This is a genomic window from Acinetobacter wanghuae, from assembly GCF_009557235.1.
GTDB classification, from domain to species: domain Bacteria; phylum Pseudomonadota; class Gammaproteobacteria; order Pseudomonadales; family Moraxellaceae; genus Acinetobacter; species Acinetobacter wanghuae.
On record NZ_CP045650.1, the window covers coordinates 1528529 to 1545013 of the forward strand.

The 16485-nt window shown below is 40.0% G+C and carries 13 protein-coding genes; 3 read left to right on the forward strand and 10 right to left on the reverse strand.

Translation table 11 applies throughout. The annotated features are described in order from the left end of the window. The first annotated feature begins 322 nt into the window (after nt 1-322). On the forward strand, nt 323-1609 hold the full coding sequence (brnQ, locus tag GFH30_RS07225) for a branched-chain amino acid transport system II carrier protein (RefSeq protein WP_153371584.1): 1287 nt from the start codon (nt 323-325) through the stop codon (nt 1607-1609). 571 nt (nt 1610-2180) lie between these two features. Further along, on the forward strand, nt 2181-2396 hold the full coding sequence (locus GFH30_RS07230) for a hypothetical protein (RefSeq protein WP_153371585.1): 216 nt from the start codon (nt 2181-2183) through the stop codon (nt 2394-2396). An 82-nt stretch (nt 2397-2478) separates the two neighbouring features. On the opposite strand, the gene GFH30_RS07235 is transcribed toward GFH30_RS07230, so the two are convergent. After that, nucleotides 2479-2928, reverse strand: coding sequence for a hypothetical protein (locus GFH30_RS07235; protein WP_153371586.1), 450 nt, complete (start codon nt 2926-2928; stop codon nt 2479-2481). 122 nt (nt 2929-3050) lie between these two features. On the opposite strand from GFH30_RS07235, the gene GFH30_RS07240 reads away from it, so the two are divergent. After that, on the forward strand, nt 3051-3917 hold the full coding sequence (locus GFH30_RS07240) for an alpha/beta hydrolase family protein (RefSeq protein ID WP_153371587.1): 867 nt from the start codon (nt 3051-3053) through the stop codon (nt 3915-3917). 347 nt (nt 3918-4264) lie between these two features. Here GFH30_RS07240 and gltS read toward each other — a convergent pair whose 3' ends face one another. The 9 genes from gltS to GFH30_RS07285 all read right to left on the reverse strand — a co-directional run bounded on the left by gltS (nt 4265) and on the right by GFH30_RS07285 (nt 16467). Next, entirely contained in the window at nt 4265-5488 is a 1224-nt protein-coding gene (gltS, locus tag GFH30_RS07245) for a sodium/glutamate symporter (protein WP_153371588.1), read from the reverse strand. Nucleotides 5489-5681: 193 nt separating this feature from the next. After that, nucleotides 5682-5903, reverse strand: a complete 222-nt coding sequence (locus GFH30_RS07250; RefSeq protein ID WP_153371589.1) for a hypothetical protein — start codon at nt 5901-5903, stop codon at nt 5682-5684. Nucleotides 5904-6151: 248 nt separating this feature from the next. Further along, complete coding sequence (locus tag GFH30_RS13455) at nt 6152-6346, reverse strand: hypothetical protein (protein ID WP_227551473.1); 195 nt, start codon at nt 6344-6346, stop codon at nt 6152-6154. 144 nt (nt 6347-6490) lie between these two features. After that, nucleotides 6491-7279 (reverse strand): hypothetical protein, encoded by a 789-nt coding sequence (locus GFH30_RS07260; RefSeq protein WP_153371590.1) that lies wholly within the window; start codon nt 7277-7279, stop codon nt 6491-6493. Between the two features lie 115 nt (nt 7280-7394). After that, complete coding sequence (locus tag GFH30_RS07265) at nt 7395-10034, reverse strand: bifunctional aconitate hydratase 2/2-methylisocitrate dehydratase (protein WP_153371591.1); 2640 nt, start codon at nt 10032-10034, stop codon at nt 7395-7397. Nucleotides 10035-10332: 298 nt separating this feature from the next. Further along, the gene (locus GFH30_RS07270) at nt 10333-10602 is read right to left on the reverse strand and encodes a hypothetical protein (RefSeq protein ID WP_153371592.1); all 270 of its coding nucleotides are present in this window, start codon (nt 10600-10602) and stop codon (nt 10333-10335) included. Between the two features lie 193 nt (nt 10603-10795). Beyond that, nucleotides 10796-11155, reverse strand: a complete 360-nt coding sequence (locus GFH30_RS07275; protein WP_153371593.1) for a hypothetical protein — start codon at nt 11153-11155, stop codon at nt 10796-10798. A 106-nt stretch (nt 11156-11261) separates the two neighbouring features. Further along, a complete protein-coding gene (locus GFH30_RS07280) occupies nt 11262-11696 on the reverse strand; it encodes an I78 family peptidase inhibitor (protein WP_153371594.1) in 435 nt (144 codons plus the stop codon). Nucleotides 11697-11934: 238 nt separating this feature from the next. Further along, complete coding sequence (locus GFH30_RS07285; protein ID WP_153371595.1) at nt 11935-16467, reverse strand: translocation/assembly module TamB domain-containing protein; 4533 nt, start codon at nt 16465-16467, stop codon at nt 11935-11937. Nucleotides 16468-16485: the final 18 nt, after the last annotated feature.

The following is a 16485-nucleotide window of genomic DNA, read 5'->3' on the forward strand; positions in this document are numbered from 1 at the left end:
ATAATGAATATCAGAATTATAGACCTTTTTGTGCAATGTGTCGCATTTGGCTAAAACGCAGCAATGATAAGGACCAATGACACACACTTTTCGATGATTTATTGTGCAATTAAATGCTTTAGCAAATATGAATGGATCATTGAAATTTAAGACCCTAAAAATGATTTATATATTTTTTAGCCTGATATCAAACATATATTTTGATCAATCGTTTTATTTAGCCGTATATTTGATATTTTCAGAACTTGAACACTTAAAAAAATCTCCAAAAATAAAGAGCTATGCTCTAAAATCGCTGTTTTTGGTCGATTGATCTCCCTCTATGACAATTCTCCGTACTCGAGATATTGTTGCCCTTGGCTTTATGACATTTGCACTTTTCATTGGTGCGGGCAACATTATCTTTCCACCCATTGTGGCACAGCAAGCGGGTGAGCATGTATGGCTCGCTGCCTTTGGTTTTTTAATCACGGCGGTTGGTCTACCGGTTCTCACCATTGTCGCTTTGTCTCGTGTTGAAGGTTCAATTCAAAACTTAAGTTCCCCTATTGGTAAATATGCCAGTCTCATTTTGACTGTGGCATGTTACTTGGCAGTGGGTCCTTTATTTGCAACACCACGCACAGCGACCGTTTCTTATGAAATTGGTTTCTCATCTTATTTTGGTGATGCACCAAGCTCATTGTTTATTTATAGCGTGGTTTACTTTGCGATCGTGACTGTCGTGTCGCTGTATCCAAATAAGATTTTAGATACCGTTGGCTACTTCTTATCACCGCTTAAAATTATTGGTTTAATTATTTTAGGTGTCTCTGCTGTTTTCATTTCATCAGGTGAACCACCAGCCGCGATCGATAATTATGTCAATAGTCCTGTCTCTGAAGGCATCGTCAATGGTTACTTAACCATGGATACTTTAGGTGCATTGGTATTTGGTATTGTGATTGTGAAAGCCATTACTTCTCGTGGCGTGACCGACTCTAAACTCATTACCAAATACGCAGTCAATGCTGCGATTATTTCAGGTATTGGTTTAACACTGGTGTATTTAAGCCTGTTTAAACTGGGCTTAGGTAGTCATGGTTTCGCTCCAAATGCTGCCAATGGCGCGATTATTTTGCATGCGTATGTGCAACATGCGTTTGGTGATATGGGCGCTTACTTCCTTGCGACTATGATCTTTGTGGCATGTATGGTCACTGCAATTGGCTTAACCTGTGCATGTGCTGAATACTTCTCATCGATTACCAAAATTTCATACAAAGTCTTTGTGTTTATTTTGGTCGGCTTCTCTTTGGTGATTTCAAACCTTGGTTTAACCAAATTGATCGCGGTATCTGTACCGGTATTAAGTGCAATTTACCCACCTGCCATTGCTGTCATTTTACTTAGCTTCTCTGCACAGTGGTTTAAGAAACCCTCTACTGTCATTGCGCCTGTCACCTTAGTTGCTTTTATTTTCGGTGTTTTTGACGGTATAAAAGTTGCAGGCTTTGAATTGCTAAATGCTTTAGCACATTTACCTCTTTCAGAACAAAACCTTGCATGGCTCATCCCATCCTTTATTGTTCTTGTGATTACAGCTGTGATTGACCGTATTAGAAACTAATCTTTCTATGTCAGTGTCATAAAATGAAGTTTTTACCCAAAACTTGATTTAAGCGTATCAATAATTGGTCTTGTTTTACCCAAACGACCTATTATTGAACATCATGCACTGACCTCATCTCAGCTTGATACAGTTCAACCCATTCGTGCCTAAATTGCAACACTGCTCATTTTTTGTTAGTATTCATTATAAATAAACGTTAGTTTATGCTTTTCTATTTGAATTTTTTATTCTTTTTCCTATTGATCCAACTTAAATTCACTACACTCAACTCAATCACCTGATAAGCAACGACCGTCATTATCACTTTGGCGCGTAATTTGCTTTATTTATCCTGTATCAGCATTTTATTATTTGAATGTTCACATCTTTCAATGCTGTTCATTCAATAAATAATCATGCAGATACAATTACTTAAGCCCATAGTCGACATTGTATGATTTTATTTGATTTAGATATCTATTTTAGCCACTTGAAATAGGGTCGTATTCACAGTACAACTATAGATTCAATTCCGATTAAATCGTTATGTTTTAGTCGTCTATAACATTAAAAAATGGGAGGGATGGAGATGTTATCATTACATTTCAATAAGCAAGTCTTCATTGACGCTCTTAAAGCCAACACCAATCTGGTCGTGTTTATCAGCACCACCATAGCGCTTATGCTGACTTTAATCGTGCATGGATTAATTCAAGGCAACCTGAAGTTGGAGTACTTCATTTATGCCGTCATTGTGTCAATCGCATTCTATATGTGGGCGGTCATTGACCAAAAGTATCGCTAATCAACAGCTTGGTTGAGCCTTATGGATGATCCGACCCATCTTCCATAAGGTAGATAAAAATAAAATATTAAATTCAAAATAATTAAAATAAAGCCAAACCTGCGCCGAGTAGCAACAGCCCTGTCCCACCCAATTCCGCAAAAATCAAAGCATACATTGCCAAACGCATGAGTATGCGTGGCAGTTGAAAGCGTCCTAATTGATGAGGCTCTTTAAATTGATTGGTCGTGTCTTTTAACACGCCATGCAAAATATAAGCGCCAATCGAAAAACTAAAAAATGCGATATTTAAAATGACGCAGAGCAAATTGAGCCATTCATCAAAAAGCGAATAATAAGCGAGGACTGCCAAAATCAAGCTTGCTGGGGCATAAAGTAAACTGCTGCGATGGGCAATATCGACATAATAATGCGCCCGTGCCTGCGGTGAACGAGCAATTTGTAGATATTTCCAAACCCCTGTCAGCATACCAATCCACAGATATGCTCCACTCGCGATAACTGCCAATTTAACGGCTAAACTCACTTCCATGTCTTTATGTCATCCTCAATTGTTCTATTTTGTTTTGACTTTTAAGTCACAAACTTTACAGGTTTGGCTGTCAAATTTGTGTAAAGTTCCATCTAAATGATGATAAAAATTGAGTCTATTACATGTCAGAATTCAAAACATTGACCGTAACTTGCCAAGATGGCTACGCTTTGGCTGCTCGATTTTATGCGGCAGATCCATCACAGCAAAAACCGCATCCGATTCTCATTTGTCCTGCGACGGGTATTGTGCAAGGCTTCTATCATCACTTTGCCGTGTGGTTGCAGCAGCAAGGCTATGATGTCATGGTGTTTGATTTTCGCGGTATCGGTCAGTCGCTGCATGGTCCAGTCAAAAAATCGACCGCCAGTATTGTGCAATGGGGACAACTTGATATTCGCGCAATGATTGATGCTTTACTCGCTCATACGCAAGCAGAAAAAGTGATTTTGCTTGGACATAGTGCGGGCGGTCAACTGCTTGGGATCGTGCCGAATTATAGCAAAGTACAAAAAGTCATTGCGGTCTCAGGTTCAACCGGTCATTTAAAAGGAATTACTGGGCGTACAGGGTTACTTGCTCCCCTAATGTTTTATGTGATTTTTCCGATTAGTCGCTATACCTTGGGCTATGGTCCAACCCATAAAATTGGTATGGGTGAAAACTTACCGAAAGATGTCGCACGTGAATGGGCGCAATTTTGTAGCAAACCCGGTTATGTGATCAATGCCATTGGCAAACAAATTCAAGCTTCGGATGATTTCCATGCTCAAGTCCAATGCCCAATTACTGCAATATGGGCAACGGATGATGAAATTGCCACAGAAGCGAATGTTAAAGATTTAATTCGTTTGTATCCGAATGCTGCAACCAAGATTGTTCCACTCAATCCAAAACAATTTGGGCATCACAGTATTGGACATATGGCGATGTTTAAGCGTTCCCATCAAAATTTATGGGCTGTCATTGAAAATGAGATTGCGGCTTAACTATTGCTGTTTACATACCTAAAGCATGTTCTGGTTTTGAGTTTGTCCAAGCCACCTTTGCTATGTCTGCCAAGGTGGTCTTTTTATTTTCAAACTCAGCCTACGTTCAATTTCAACCTTATAAAATGATCAGTTAAGATTAAAGTATTCATTCGCGTTCGCTATTTTGCATATTGTATGTTCTAATAGCCTCAGTTTGAGATGAGCCTCTTACAGTATATGGGCTTGACCCATATACGACTAGCCCCTAACCATGGGGCTTTTTAATGTCTAAATATATGTAAAATAAAAAAATGGGCAAGCGATCTGCTTACCCATTTATGTTTGCCTTCTGCTTAAATTGTCATTTAGCCAAAGAATGCGATGGTCATTTGAATGACAATCGCGTTAATAATATCGATAAAAAATGCGCCACACAGCGGAATAATTAAGAAGGCTTTGTGTGAAGGTCCATAGGTATTGGTCACCGCTTGAATATTGGCAATCGCTGTTGGGGTTGCGCCCATCCCAAAACCACAATGCCCTGCTGCCAATACCGCTGCATCATAATTTTTGCCCATGATTTTAAAGGTCACAAATGCAGTAAATCCTATCAGTACTAAAGCTTGTACCAATAAAATTGTGATCAATGGTCCTGCCAAATCAGCCAACAACCATAACTGTAAAGACAGCAATGCCATCGATAAATACAAGGACAATGACGCGTTACCAAATACATCAATCGCGCGATCAAAAATATTGACTTTAAAGACATGCTCTAAAATGTTTCTAAGAATAACCCCCGTACCCAATGCCCAAACGAAAGTCGGCAATTCAAACCATTTTCCCTGACTAAAATCGGTCATTAAATTGGCAATGAAAATACACAGGGCAAACATCCCCAAGGTTGAAACAGCATTATTTGCAGTAATCAGACGAGTTTTCTTCGGATATTCAAAAGTCGCTGAGCGTGTATTGGTATCCAATTGAGTGTCATTTTTATCTTCAATGACTTGATCACTTAAACGATGGCGTTTAATCAGGAACTTGGCAACAGGTCCACCTACTACGCCACCAATAATCAAACCAAAGGTCGCACTTGCCATACCCAGTACAATTGCACCTTGTATACCATGTTGAACCTCCAACACTTCACCCCACGCACCTGCCGTTCCATGACCGCCTGTTAAGGTAATTGAACCCACGATTAAGCCAACCAATGGATCAAGCCCCAATACAGTTGCAAGGCTCATGCCCACCGCATTTTGTACCAACACAAAGGCTGTCACACAGAATAAAAACACAAAAAGCGCTTTACCCCCTTCTTTAAGTTTGGAAAAATCCGCACCTAAACCGACGGAGGTAAAAAACATGAGCATGAGAATGGATTGGATTTGTGCATTAAACGTGGCACTAATATTAAAAAATTTATATAAAACAAAGGCGGTTATTGCTGCAACCAGACCACCGATTACAGGCTCAGGTAAGTTATAGTTTTTAAAAAAATTAATTCGATTCACTAAGAACCGTCCGACATAGAGAAATATAACCGCAATAACCAATGTGCCAAAGGCATCAATTTCAAAATTCATAAGTTCTTATCCATATTCGCTTCATTTTTATGAAGTTTTAAAGCAATTTGGATGAAAATTCAGCTACAAAAGTGTAAAGCGTTTTATGCTCACTTTTATAAACCTTTATTTTATTTGAATTAAATAGATGGATGACTCAGACAACAAGCGTCATCTGAGTCATTTTTAAGTGGTAGATATACTTTATAAATAGTTACTTGCTTTCAATATCATAGACCCAGTTTTTGGCTTTTTGATCAGTGGTGTCTTCACAGACATAGTAGTCATGATCCCACGCGTCAGGATGGAAAATTTCCTTTTTGATGTAGGTGACATTTTTGCCTTTTTCGACACAGATAAAACTGTCGCCTTGGTCTTTGACTTGAGTTCCGTTCAGGAAACCACCGATACAGAGGAAGCGGGATTGTTTTGCCATCGTTACATCAACTTGTTCAATCATTTTTCAATGTGGGGATTAAACGATGTATTGCGCGAGCTGTAAAGTTTAAGTTTTATAGTGTGGGTCTTTCATCCAAATAACTAACTCAAAATCCAGTTTAAAAAACTCAGCAACCTGTTTGGCTATCGCTGTTTTGAGTAATTTAGCATCCATATAGACATAAGTTTTTGTTTTTTTGCGTTGTAAATGACGTGCTCACGTTGAATATCTTCGCACTCAAATTCTTACAAGTTTGGCAAAGACTGTTTCAAGGTTTCCCAATACTCAACGTGTGTGTATGTGCTGCCAATCAGACCGAGTGAGTCTTGATCTGATTGATTGAAATGATGTTCAATGCCAATTACTTGGTTTTGGAAGTACCAAAAAATGCCTATTTTAATTTTAACTTTATAATTTTCTGTGACTTTGAATAAAAACAATATATCAAGCTTTCAACTCAATCTTCGACCTGCGTAACACTTAAGAACCCACCAATACAAAGGAATCGAGATTGTTTTGCCATTTAATTATTTTAAAAAACAAATAACAGAACAAATTATGTATGAAATAATTTTATAATGAAATTATTCATTAATTTTTGATAATAATTTTTTCGCTTCAGAAGATAGCTCAAATAATTTCCCCTCATTGTTTAAGTCTTTTATTAAGCCTTTTCTTTTCAAAGAAGTTATTGCATCCATTATTCTATAATAAGTAGGAGAATCATTCTTTTCATGAATATTTACCTTATTAAGCATAAGAAAATCAGATCCATTTATTCTTTTCTTTTGAACACAATGATCTTCACTTTCACTCAATTTCTTTAACAATTCAAGTTCATGTTCTGATAATTCTTTTATATCATTAATATCAGTACTCTTATTATTATTGATCAATTTATTTCTCTCTAGCCTCAATCTATCAATTTCTATTTTCAATTTATTTCTAGTTTCCTCATCCGCAATTTGATCAATGTCAACATCTCGTTTAGCTCGATCAATAAGTTCATTCTCTTTATTTGCCAACGCGTTTGCTCGCTCTTTCTCTAACATATTTTTCTGAGCTATATATTTATGTTCTCTTACTAATTCTTGTGAATTTAACTTTTCATAAGCCAATCGAGAAACCAACCCAAACAAAACTTTTAACCAAGGTGTGATTAAAAGAATTGCTAATGCCATTAAAATTGGGAAACAAACTAAACTCCAAAATGTTGTTAAAGAATCAAATAAATCTATTTTTTCTTGAGCAGTTCCTGTTGCAAAACAGAGTAAAAATAACGCTCGCCAATTAAATGCTAGGAAAGAAATAACAAAGAATCCCCAGTAAGGTTCTCTTATACGAGTATTTATAGCATCAAATATTTCTTTCATTGAAAACTCTACTTTTATTTTCTGATACAGCTTTTTATTATTTTATAAAAAATAAGGGCTGATTACTCAGCCCTTATCTTATACTACTTATTGCTTAATTATCAATCAATTAAGATTAAGACAATTGAGCAGCAGCAATTTTCTTCGTATCAACGTTCGCAGCAGCGTCAGTATAGTCGCCCATTTTGTCGAAGCTTAAGTATTGATAGATGTCAGCTGACATGCTGTCAATTTGAGCTGCATACTGTTGGTATTCTTCTGGAGTAGGTAATTTACCCAATACAGCAGCAACAGATGCAAGTTCAGCAGACGCTAAGTAAACATTCGCACCTTGACCTAAACGGTTCGGGAAGTTACGAGTAGAAGTCGATACACAAGTTGTGTTCGGCGCTACACGTGCTTGGTTACCCATACATAATGAACAACCTGGCATTTCAGTACGCGCGCCAGCTTTACCATAAATGTTATAGAAACCTTCTTCCATCAATTGACGTTCGTCCATACGAGTCGGTGGAGCAATCCACAAACGAGTATTTAATACGCCACCAGGAACTTTCTCAAGTAACTTACCAGTTGCACGGAAGTGACCGATGTTGGTCATACATGAACCAACGAATACTTCATCAATTTTTGTACCAGCAACGTCAGATAACAATTTCGCGTCATCTGGGTCATTCGGGCAGCAAAGAACTGGTTCAGTGATGGTAGAAAGGTCAATTTCATACACTTTCGTGTATTCAGCATCAGCATCAGCTTTAAGAAGTGATGGGTTCGCTAACCATTTTTCCATGTTCTCAACACGACGAGCCATAGTACGCGCATCGCCATAACCTTCAGAAATCATCCACTTCAACATAGTGATGTTTGAACGAAGGTATTCAGCAACTTTCTCTTCAGAAAGTGTGATTGAACAACCAGCAGCTGAACGTTCAGCAGACGCATCAGACAATTCGAATGCTTGCTCAACAGTTAAGTCAGTTTCCATTTCTGTTAAGTCGATTTCTAGAATACGACCAGAGAAGATGTTTTTCTTACCTTTCTTCTCTACAGTTAAGTCACCTTGCTGAATCGCAACGTAAGGAATTGCATGTACTAGGTCACGTAGTGTGATACCAGGCTGCATTTTACCTTTGAACTTAACAAGTACAGATTCAGGCATATCGAGTGGCATAACACCAGTTGCTGCAGCGAATGCAACAAGACCAGAACCCGCTGGGAATGAAATACCAATTGGGAAACGAGTATGTGAGTCACCACCAGTACCAACAGTATCTGGAAGAAGCATACGGTTTAACCAAGAGTGAATAATACCGTCACCTGGACGTAGTGATACACCACCACGGTTCATGATGAAATCAGGAAGCGAGTGTTGCATTTGAACGTCAACTGGTTTTGGATACGCAGCGGTATGACAGAATGATTGCATAACAAGGTCAGCAGAGAAACCTAGGCAAGCCAAGTCTTTCAATTCGTCACGTGTCATTGGACCTGTTGTATCTTGCGAACCAACAGTCGTCATACGAGGTTCACAGTAAGTACCCGGAAGTACACCTTGACCTTCAGGAAGACCACAAGCGCGACCAACCATTTTTTGTGCTTGAGTGAAGCCTTTACCAGTCGCAGCAGGCTGAACAGGCGTACGGAACAATGTAGAAGGTGCAAGACCTAATTCTTCACGTGCTTTAGTTGTTAAGCCACGACCAACGATTAAGTTGATACGACCACCGGCACGAACTTCGTCAAGAAGTACAGGAGTTTTAAGATCCGCTTCAGCAATTTGCGCGCCATCTTTAAATGCAGTTACTTTCGCAGCAGCTTTATCAATCTTAAGTGTGATTTCGTCGCCCATGTTCATGTTGGCAACATCAATCTCGATTGGTAAGGCGCCTGCATCTTCCATTGTATTGAAGAAGATTGGAGCAATTTTAGAACCTAGGCAGTAACCACCGTCTTTTTTGTTCGGGATGTGCGCAATGTCATCACCAAAGAACCAAAGCACAGAGTTTGTTGCAGATTTACGAGATGAACCTGTACCAACAACGTCACCAACGTAAGCCACTTGGTTGCCTTTCGCAACAAGCGCTTTAATTTGGTTCAATGGACCAACTTCACCTGGTTTTTCAGGGTTGATACCATCACGTTCGTTTTTAAGCATTGCATTTGCGTGCAATGGAATATCTGGACGGCTCCACGCGTCTTGTGCAGGTGACAAGTCGTCTGTGTTGGTTTCGCCAGTCACTTTGAATACTGTTAATTTGATTTCTTCAGGTACATCTTGACGTGAAGTGAACCATTCAGCATCAGCCCAAGACTGAAGAACAGCTTTCGCGTTTGCATTACCTGCTTTCGCTTTATCTGCAACGTCATGGAACGCATCAAATACAAGTAGTGTTTTCTTCAACGCTTCAGCAGCAAGTTCAGCAAGTTCAGCGTCATCAAGAAGAGCAACTAAAGGCGCAACGTTGTAACCACCAAGCATAGTACCTAGTAAGTAAACCGCACGTTCTTTAGAAACAAGTGGAGAAGTCGCTTCGCCTTTTGCCAATGCAGCAAGGAATGCAGCTTTTACATATGCAGCTTGGTCAACACCTGCTGGTACACGGTTTTCAAGCAAATCAACTAAGAATGCTTCTTCACCCGCTGGTGGATTTTTTAATAATTCAACGACTGCTGCAGTTTGTACATCATCAAGTGGCTTCGGTGGGACCCCGAGTGCGGCACGTTCTGCAACGTGTTGGCGGTAAGCTTCTAGCACGGTTTATTCCTCTTCTTTAAAAAATTATTTGTAAATTCCTGCTTTATCAAAGCTTCACAAATAATATGGACTGCTAAATTTTACTAAAATTCCAGTCAAAAGTTAATGCAAGTAAAGTGTTTCTTCGTGATGCTCATTATTTTCTAAATAAATGATGCTCATCAGATCTGTTCCGATGTTCGAATCTTGACTGCATTACATACAATACAACCCGATGGCGGGCTTTTTTGACTGAATTTCACACATAAAAAAGGCAACCTTGATGTTGCCTGATTTAACTAAAAAAAGATACTCCACCTTAGTGGACAGTGGTGGTGCTTAAATGTTGGCTTAAGGCATCGCGGCAGCCTTCAAATTTGACCAAACATTGATCTTCAAACAATGAACTATGGTTATGACTGGCAAAGGAAATTTCAACACAGTACAACAATTTTTCTTGGTCGATGGCATGTTTTAAATAGACTTTATCACCGAGGCTAAGGACATAATGACTTCCCCCAATAATCACCATACTGTCTTCACCTTCTAATAATAAATCTGAGTGGTAGAGATACCCGACAACGTTCATGGCGATGCTCCTGTTATTATTGTTGCATTGAATTTTATTATTCATTATTAAGATAAGTATTTCTATATTTTAGATTTAGGATTTGTCACAAATTGTTCGTTTAAGCTTAGGCTATTTTACAGATAGGTATAAATATACGAAATAGCAATTTTTATGGCGATTTTTCTTTTTTTAGCGCTAAAAAAACCGTTCCTTAGAACGGTTTATAATCTGGCATTTCATCGTGTGGTGTTGCAATACACTTCTGAGTAAATTCAGCACGGATCTTTTCCTGTGCCAATTCGGTATCACCCTTAATCGCGTCTAGCGGCAATGCATACACTTCATCAATAATACCGAGTACAAATTTACGCGTCGTATCATCTTCAACTTTGTTGGCATGCTCAATCGCTTTATCTTTGGCAATCGCATTCTGACGATCGAGCATAATTGAACGTGCCGCATTACCCACACTGCGACAGTAACCCTGCCACTGTTCTTCTGGGGTCAACGGTTTTTTCTCAGCACAGCCCACCAATGCGACCATGACAAATAAAGCAAGTAACTTTTTCATGAACATCTCCTTACGATGGCAATATAAAAGATCCCTCACTATTTGTCATGTAGATTAGCCATTCCCTTACAAACTAAAAGCCTTTCGGAGCTTTTATGCAGATGCTTTAACCGCAATTGGCTTGAACAATTGTATTGTTAGCAGGATTTACTGTGACAGTCACACGTTCTGCACGATAATCCATGGTCACAGGCTGTCCGGGTTTTACCAAACGAACGATTTGAGCCTGCGTCACCGCTTTGATTTGTGCTTCAGTTAAGTTGGACTGCCCGATTAAGGTTTTGGCTTGATCTGCTACACATTCGCTTTGACTAGCACGAAACAATGCCCATTCCTCGACCACTTGACCATTTGCAAGATGGCAATAGCCCACTTGCCCATTGGCTTCATTACGAAGTTCAAGTTTGCCACCTTGCTCCACACAATAGGTACTTGCAGGATTCGCCATGCCAATTTTGGGTGGATTGAGTTCAGTCTGCTGCGCCGTGCTACAACCTGTGATTGAGATGGCGATAGTCGCCAATAAAAGTAATTTTTTCATAATGAAGGCATCTTGATGTAAAAGAAAAACATAACAATTTACGCATCAACATACCAGTGATGTTTCGCAACCATTAGTGTGAGTCAATATCTCAATGAATAACCAAGGATGTACGTGAGCCTGAAACAATACAGACTGACGCTTTGCTTTTTAATGTGGTTAACAGGGGCATAAATAAAAACAGTGCTCCATAAAAAATAAGACCTACATTATGCAGGTCTTATTTTTAAAGCAAGGACTAGAATCGCCAGTTATAGAACACGTCAACTGCACGCTCTAAGGCTTGACTCGCTTCTAAGTACAGACGCTGATTCATTTGATAACGTAGAGTTAGTTTATTCACTGGTGTGAACACCCCAACACCATAACGAATAAACAAGTCAGGGGTAATATAACCGGTGACTGACACTTGCGTATCATCCCCTGTACCTTGGGCATCTAATGCCAAACCGCTTAAACCAAAGGTTCGTCCAATTTGATTGGTTAAGGCACGTGTACCGCCCAAGCCCATACTAATGCCGGCTGCTGCAATGGTGTTATTCACATCAGATTTAAAGCCTTCAGCTTGGCTTAAGCCCGATGAACCTTCATTAATACGTCCTGTGAGCAAAGCATTTAAAGCCTCTTGTTCAGAAAGACCAGCATCGTTATACACTTGAATACTTGGACTCGACGCAGTCCCTGTGACACGCACACCTACAGTACTGCCTTGTACGGCTTTATTGGCATCAATATCCAGTGTTGGATTGGCAAGCTCACCATTAAAACGTGCAATCGCACGATTTAGATCAAGACTCTGACCATAGGCTTCAATTTTTACACGTTTCGATACACCAATAGCACCATTAGCACGCATCGCAGTTTCTAAACCACGTTGCGATAAATTGACCCGACCAATCAGTGGAATACGACTATCAAAGCCTTGGAAGATCACTTGATTCCCCAAACTCACGGCAATATCTGCTCGAATGTCCCAAGGACGTGCCGCTTTTAAAATCGCAAGTTGATCTTGCCCTTCGTGTACCACACGCACATCAGATGAAACATTGACCACAGGTTGTGATGCTTCAGGCATTGAAATTAAAGCACGCGGTACCTCGACAGAACCATTTAAACTGAGTCGTTTAAGCATTGGATATAAATCCAATTTTAAATCTGGAGTCACTACAGCGGTAATCAGAGGCGCTTGACGAACCAACAAGTTATCACCTTGCAGATGCAACTGTACACGTGGCTCGCCTTTCCAATCGACATTACCGGTGAGTTTACCGACACCGCGACCACTATTAAACGCACCATTAATACTTGCCGTGTTTTGACGTACTGATGAATATAACTGCACATTGGTCAAATTGACCGGCAGTGAAATCATGCTAATGACGCCATCTTTTAAGCGAATTTCACCTTCCATTAGAGGATTGGTCAACGTACCACTAATTTTACCGGCATAAGACAAGGTACCATCTAAAGTACGTACATCTTGAATAAAGGGTTTAAAGACCTTGAGTTGGACTTGGTTAAAGGCAATTTCACCGCGCATCGGTTTACTGTCTTTATAGGGATCAATAATGACATTGGCATAGCCTGTCCCCATGCTTGGTGCTTTGACATCCAAACGAATTTGCAAACCATCGGTCACACTTTTTGCGACCAATCCAACTTCTTCATAAGACAATGTTGAAGCGACAGCATCTGGATCCTCAGCCGATAACCCGACCACACCATTACGCGTAACCAATCGCGCATCAATTTTTGGTTTTTGTCCTTTTGCCCATGCTGCTTTGGCATAACCATTCACTTTACCCGTAATGGCTAAACCTTCTGGCATAAAGGCACTAAAGTCGTTTAAATCTAAGTTTTGCGTTAAGAACGATACATTGCCACGAGTTTTATTCACACGAATGGGTTGATCGAAACACAATTGACTTTGTTGGCTCATCCAACAGTGCGCGCCAATAAACAAATCCGATTGGGCGGTGTTATAGATCACCGATGCATTTTGACGCTGTACTAAGCGAGTACGCAATGAATCAAAATCACCTTTTTGAATTTGTCCCAGCCAATTGTTTTGTGCATTAAAGCCACCTGCCAACTGGACAAAGAATTTTGACAGTTGATTTTCGGCTTGAACTTTTAAAATGTGTGCAGCACGCGTACCTGCTAAAGAAATTTCACCTTTGACAATTTCACGATCACCACTTCGCAATTGATCCATACGAGCGGTTAATAATGTCGGTGTGGTTTCTGATGTTGGCAACTGACCTTGTACCCGAATTTTTTTGATACTTAACACATTATTAAATGCAAAATTATCTACAGACAAATTAGCGGAAGCACGTAAGCGTGGTTTGGCTTGTACATTCACATAACCCTGCGCACGACCACGCAAACCCGGATACAATTCAAATAATGCCGGTGCATTCAGTTTCAACTGTAAATTTTGTGCATTGCCTGACGCTTGTAGTTGATTGGTGGCATAAGACAACATTAAGTTATTGGCTTCAAATTGCTGCGGTACAAAACCATTGCCGTTGTCATGAATGAGTACCGACAAATTACCCGTACCACGGACAGGTTTGTTATTGAGCATACCTGCCAAATTCAAACGTTCAATTTGAATGCGTTTAACTTGATCTGACCAAAGTCCTTTGGTGAAGACATTGCCTGACAATTCACCTTTAACACTTGAGACAAAATATTGCGGCTTAAAGCGAATAAGTGATGCTTTGACATCCCAACCGATGCCCTTAGCTAGATTAACCACCCCTGATGCATTAATTTTCCCTGCCACGCCATCATGGCGTAACTCGGCAATCTTTAACAATTCAGGCGTACCCGACATGCGGACTTTAAGCAAACCTTGGCTAGCTTTGAGTTGTGATGCATTTAAGCTGCCATCATAATTGACTGCATAGCCTTTAAAACCACCGCCTTGTTTTTCATCATGGAATAAAAGTGCCGCAGTCCCCGCACCAGTCAAACGAATCGATTCTTTTGAATCTGCCATTTTTCCAGTTAAGTTCACACCGTTGAATTGAATAATTTGCTGATTCGGTTTGGCATAACCATTGGCTTTGATTTGACCATTGAGTAAATCAACAGGCGATGCAGCAGCAAAACTTTGTGGATTTAAATTTTGTGCATTGAGGACGGCATTCCATTTGAGTTGACGCTTTTCATCTGGCAAGTTCACCACGGCGTTACCGATTAAGCTGCCTTGATCTGCCTGATAATGAAAACTCGGCACATTTAAAATATTATTTTTTAGCTTCAGTTGGGCTTTATACATGCCCGCTGGCAATGCGCCTTGATCATTCTTTTTCACTTTGGTGGCAAGACCAATATCTTGCTGCCCTTCAAGCAATGCTAAGGTGACATCACCAGATTCGCTCGATAGCCAACCCACATATGGCACAGCACGATCAATATTTTTCCATGCAACATCAAGCAACATTGGCTCGGCTTTTTTGCCTTTGGCTTCTTTTTGATCGAGTTTTACATTCCATGTCTCGTAGCGATCAAAGTCAACCAATGCATTCAGATGTAGACCATTTTCGAGTTGACCTTGTGAGGCGATTTTACCGTCTAAACTCTTGGGTAAGAAATCTTGCACCACTTGCGGAATGACTTTGTCTTTGGGATTCAGTCGATCCATGCGTCCTTGAATATCCCAAGTGACACGCTCATTCCAACCCACCACACCAGCAAGACTCACGCTACCATCCATCACTTGACCATTAAAGTCAGTAATATTCAGCTGGTTGGTTAAGTCAGTATGCATAATCGCGTTGTACTGACCTTGTGGAATATTCTCACCACTTAAGTCGGTATTTAGATTTAAATCGAGGCGTTTAATATCCCCTTTAAATTCTGCCACACCGTCTTTTGACCATAATTTTTGTTCGGTCAGAATCGGCCAATGATAATCTTTGAATTTTAATGCACCAAACATCGGTACATCAGGACGCATTGGATGCACCACTGCCCAACCGGTCAATAGATCTGGAGTTTGTGTTGCCACACCTGCTTGAATGGTATCTAAAGAGCCTTGGGCATAAATATGAATATCACGTACATTTAGACTGTCATTCAGTGAAGGTAAGTTTACGATACCTGTGGCATTCAATGGATATTTACCTTCGAACACCATTTTACCGTTGGCTTCACGCAGCGATAAATAGCCCATATCCATGCGGCTATCTTCAAAGGTCAGTTCAGTACCCGACCATAAACCTTCATGGATTTCCACATCATTAAATTCCACCTCTGAACTATGCGTTTGAATCGCTAAGTGATCCAAATCAAGATGATCAACACGCAAGATAAATGGCAGTTTAATGGTATTAAATTTAAAGGGCTCATCACTTGGCGGGGTTTTGGTGACAATTCTTAAATTACGCACATCCGCTTCATTCAGATGAATTTCTTTATCTAAAATTGCGCGCCACCCTAATGTCACATCGGCACGGTCAATTTTGACATCCACTGATGCTAAGGTCACCAAGACATTTTTCAGGATAATACCCCGCCACAAATTACCACCTTCATATTCATAATGAATAATTTGCTGACGTTGTAGCACTTGATCGAGTAAAAACTTACTGCCTTTATCGGTCGAGAACATCACAGCCAATGCGGCAAGCAAAAACACCACCGAAAACAGCACAGAGAATAAAATACTCCTCAGAATACGGCGCTGTTTCGGGACAGCGGTATTTTCAGGCGCTACTTCTGTTTGCTCTTGTTGTGGCTGTTGGTTCTCGTCGACCATGATGTTCCTAAATAACTA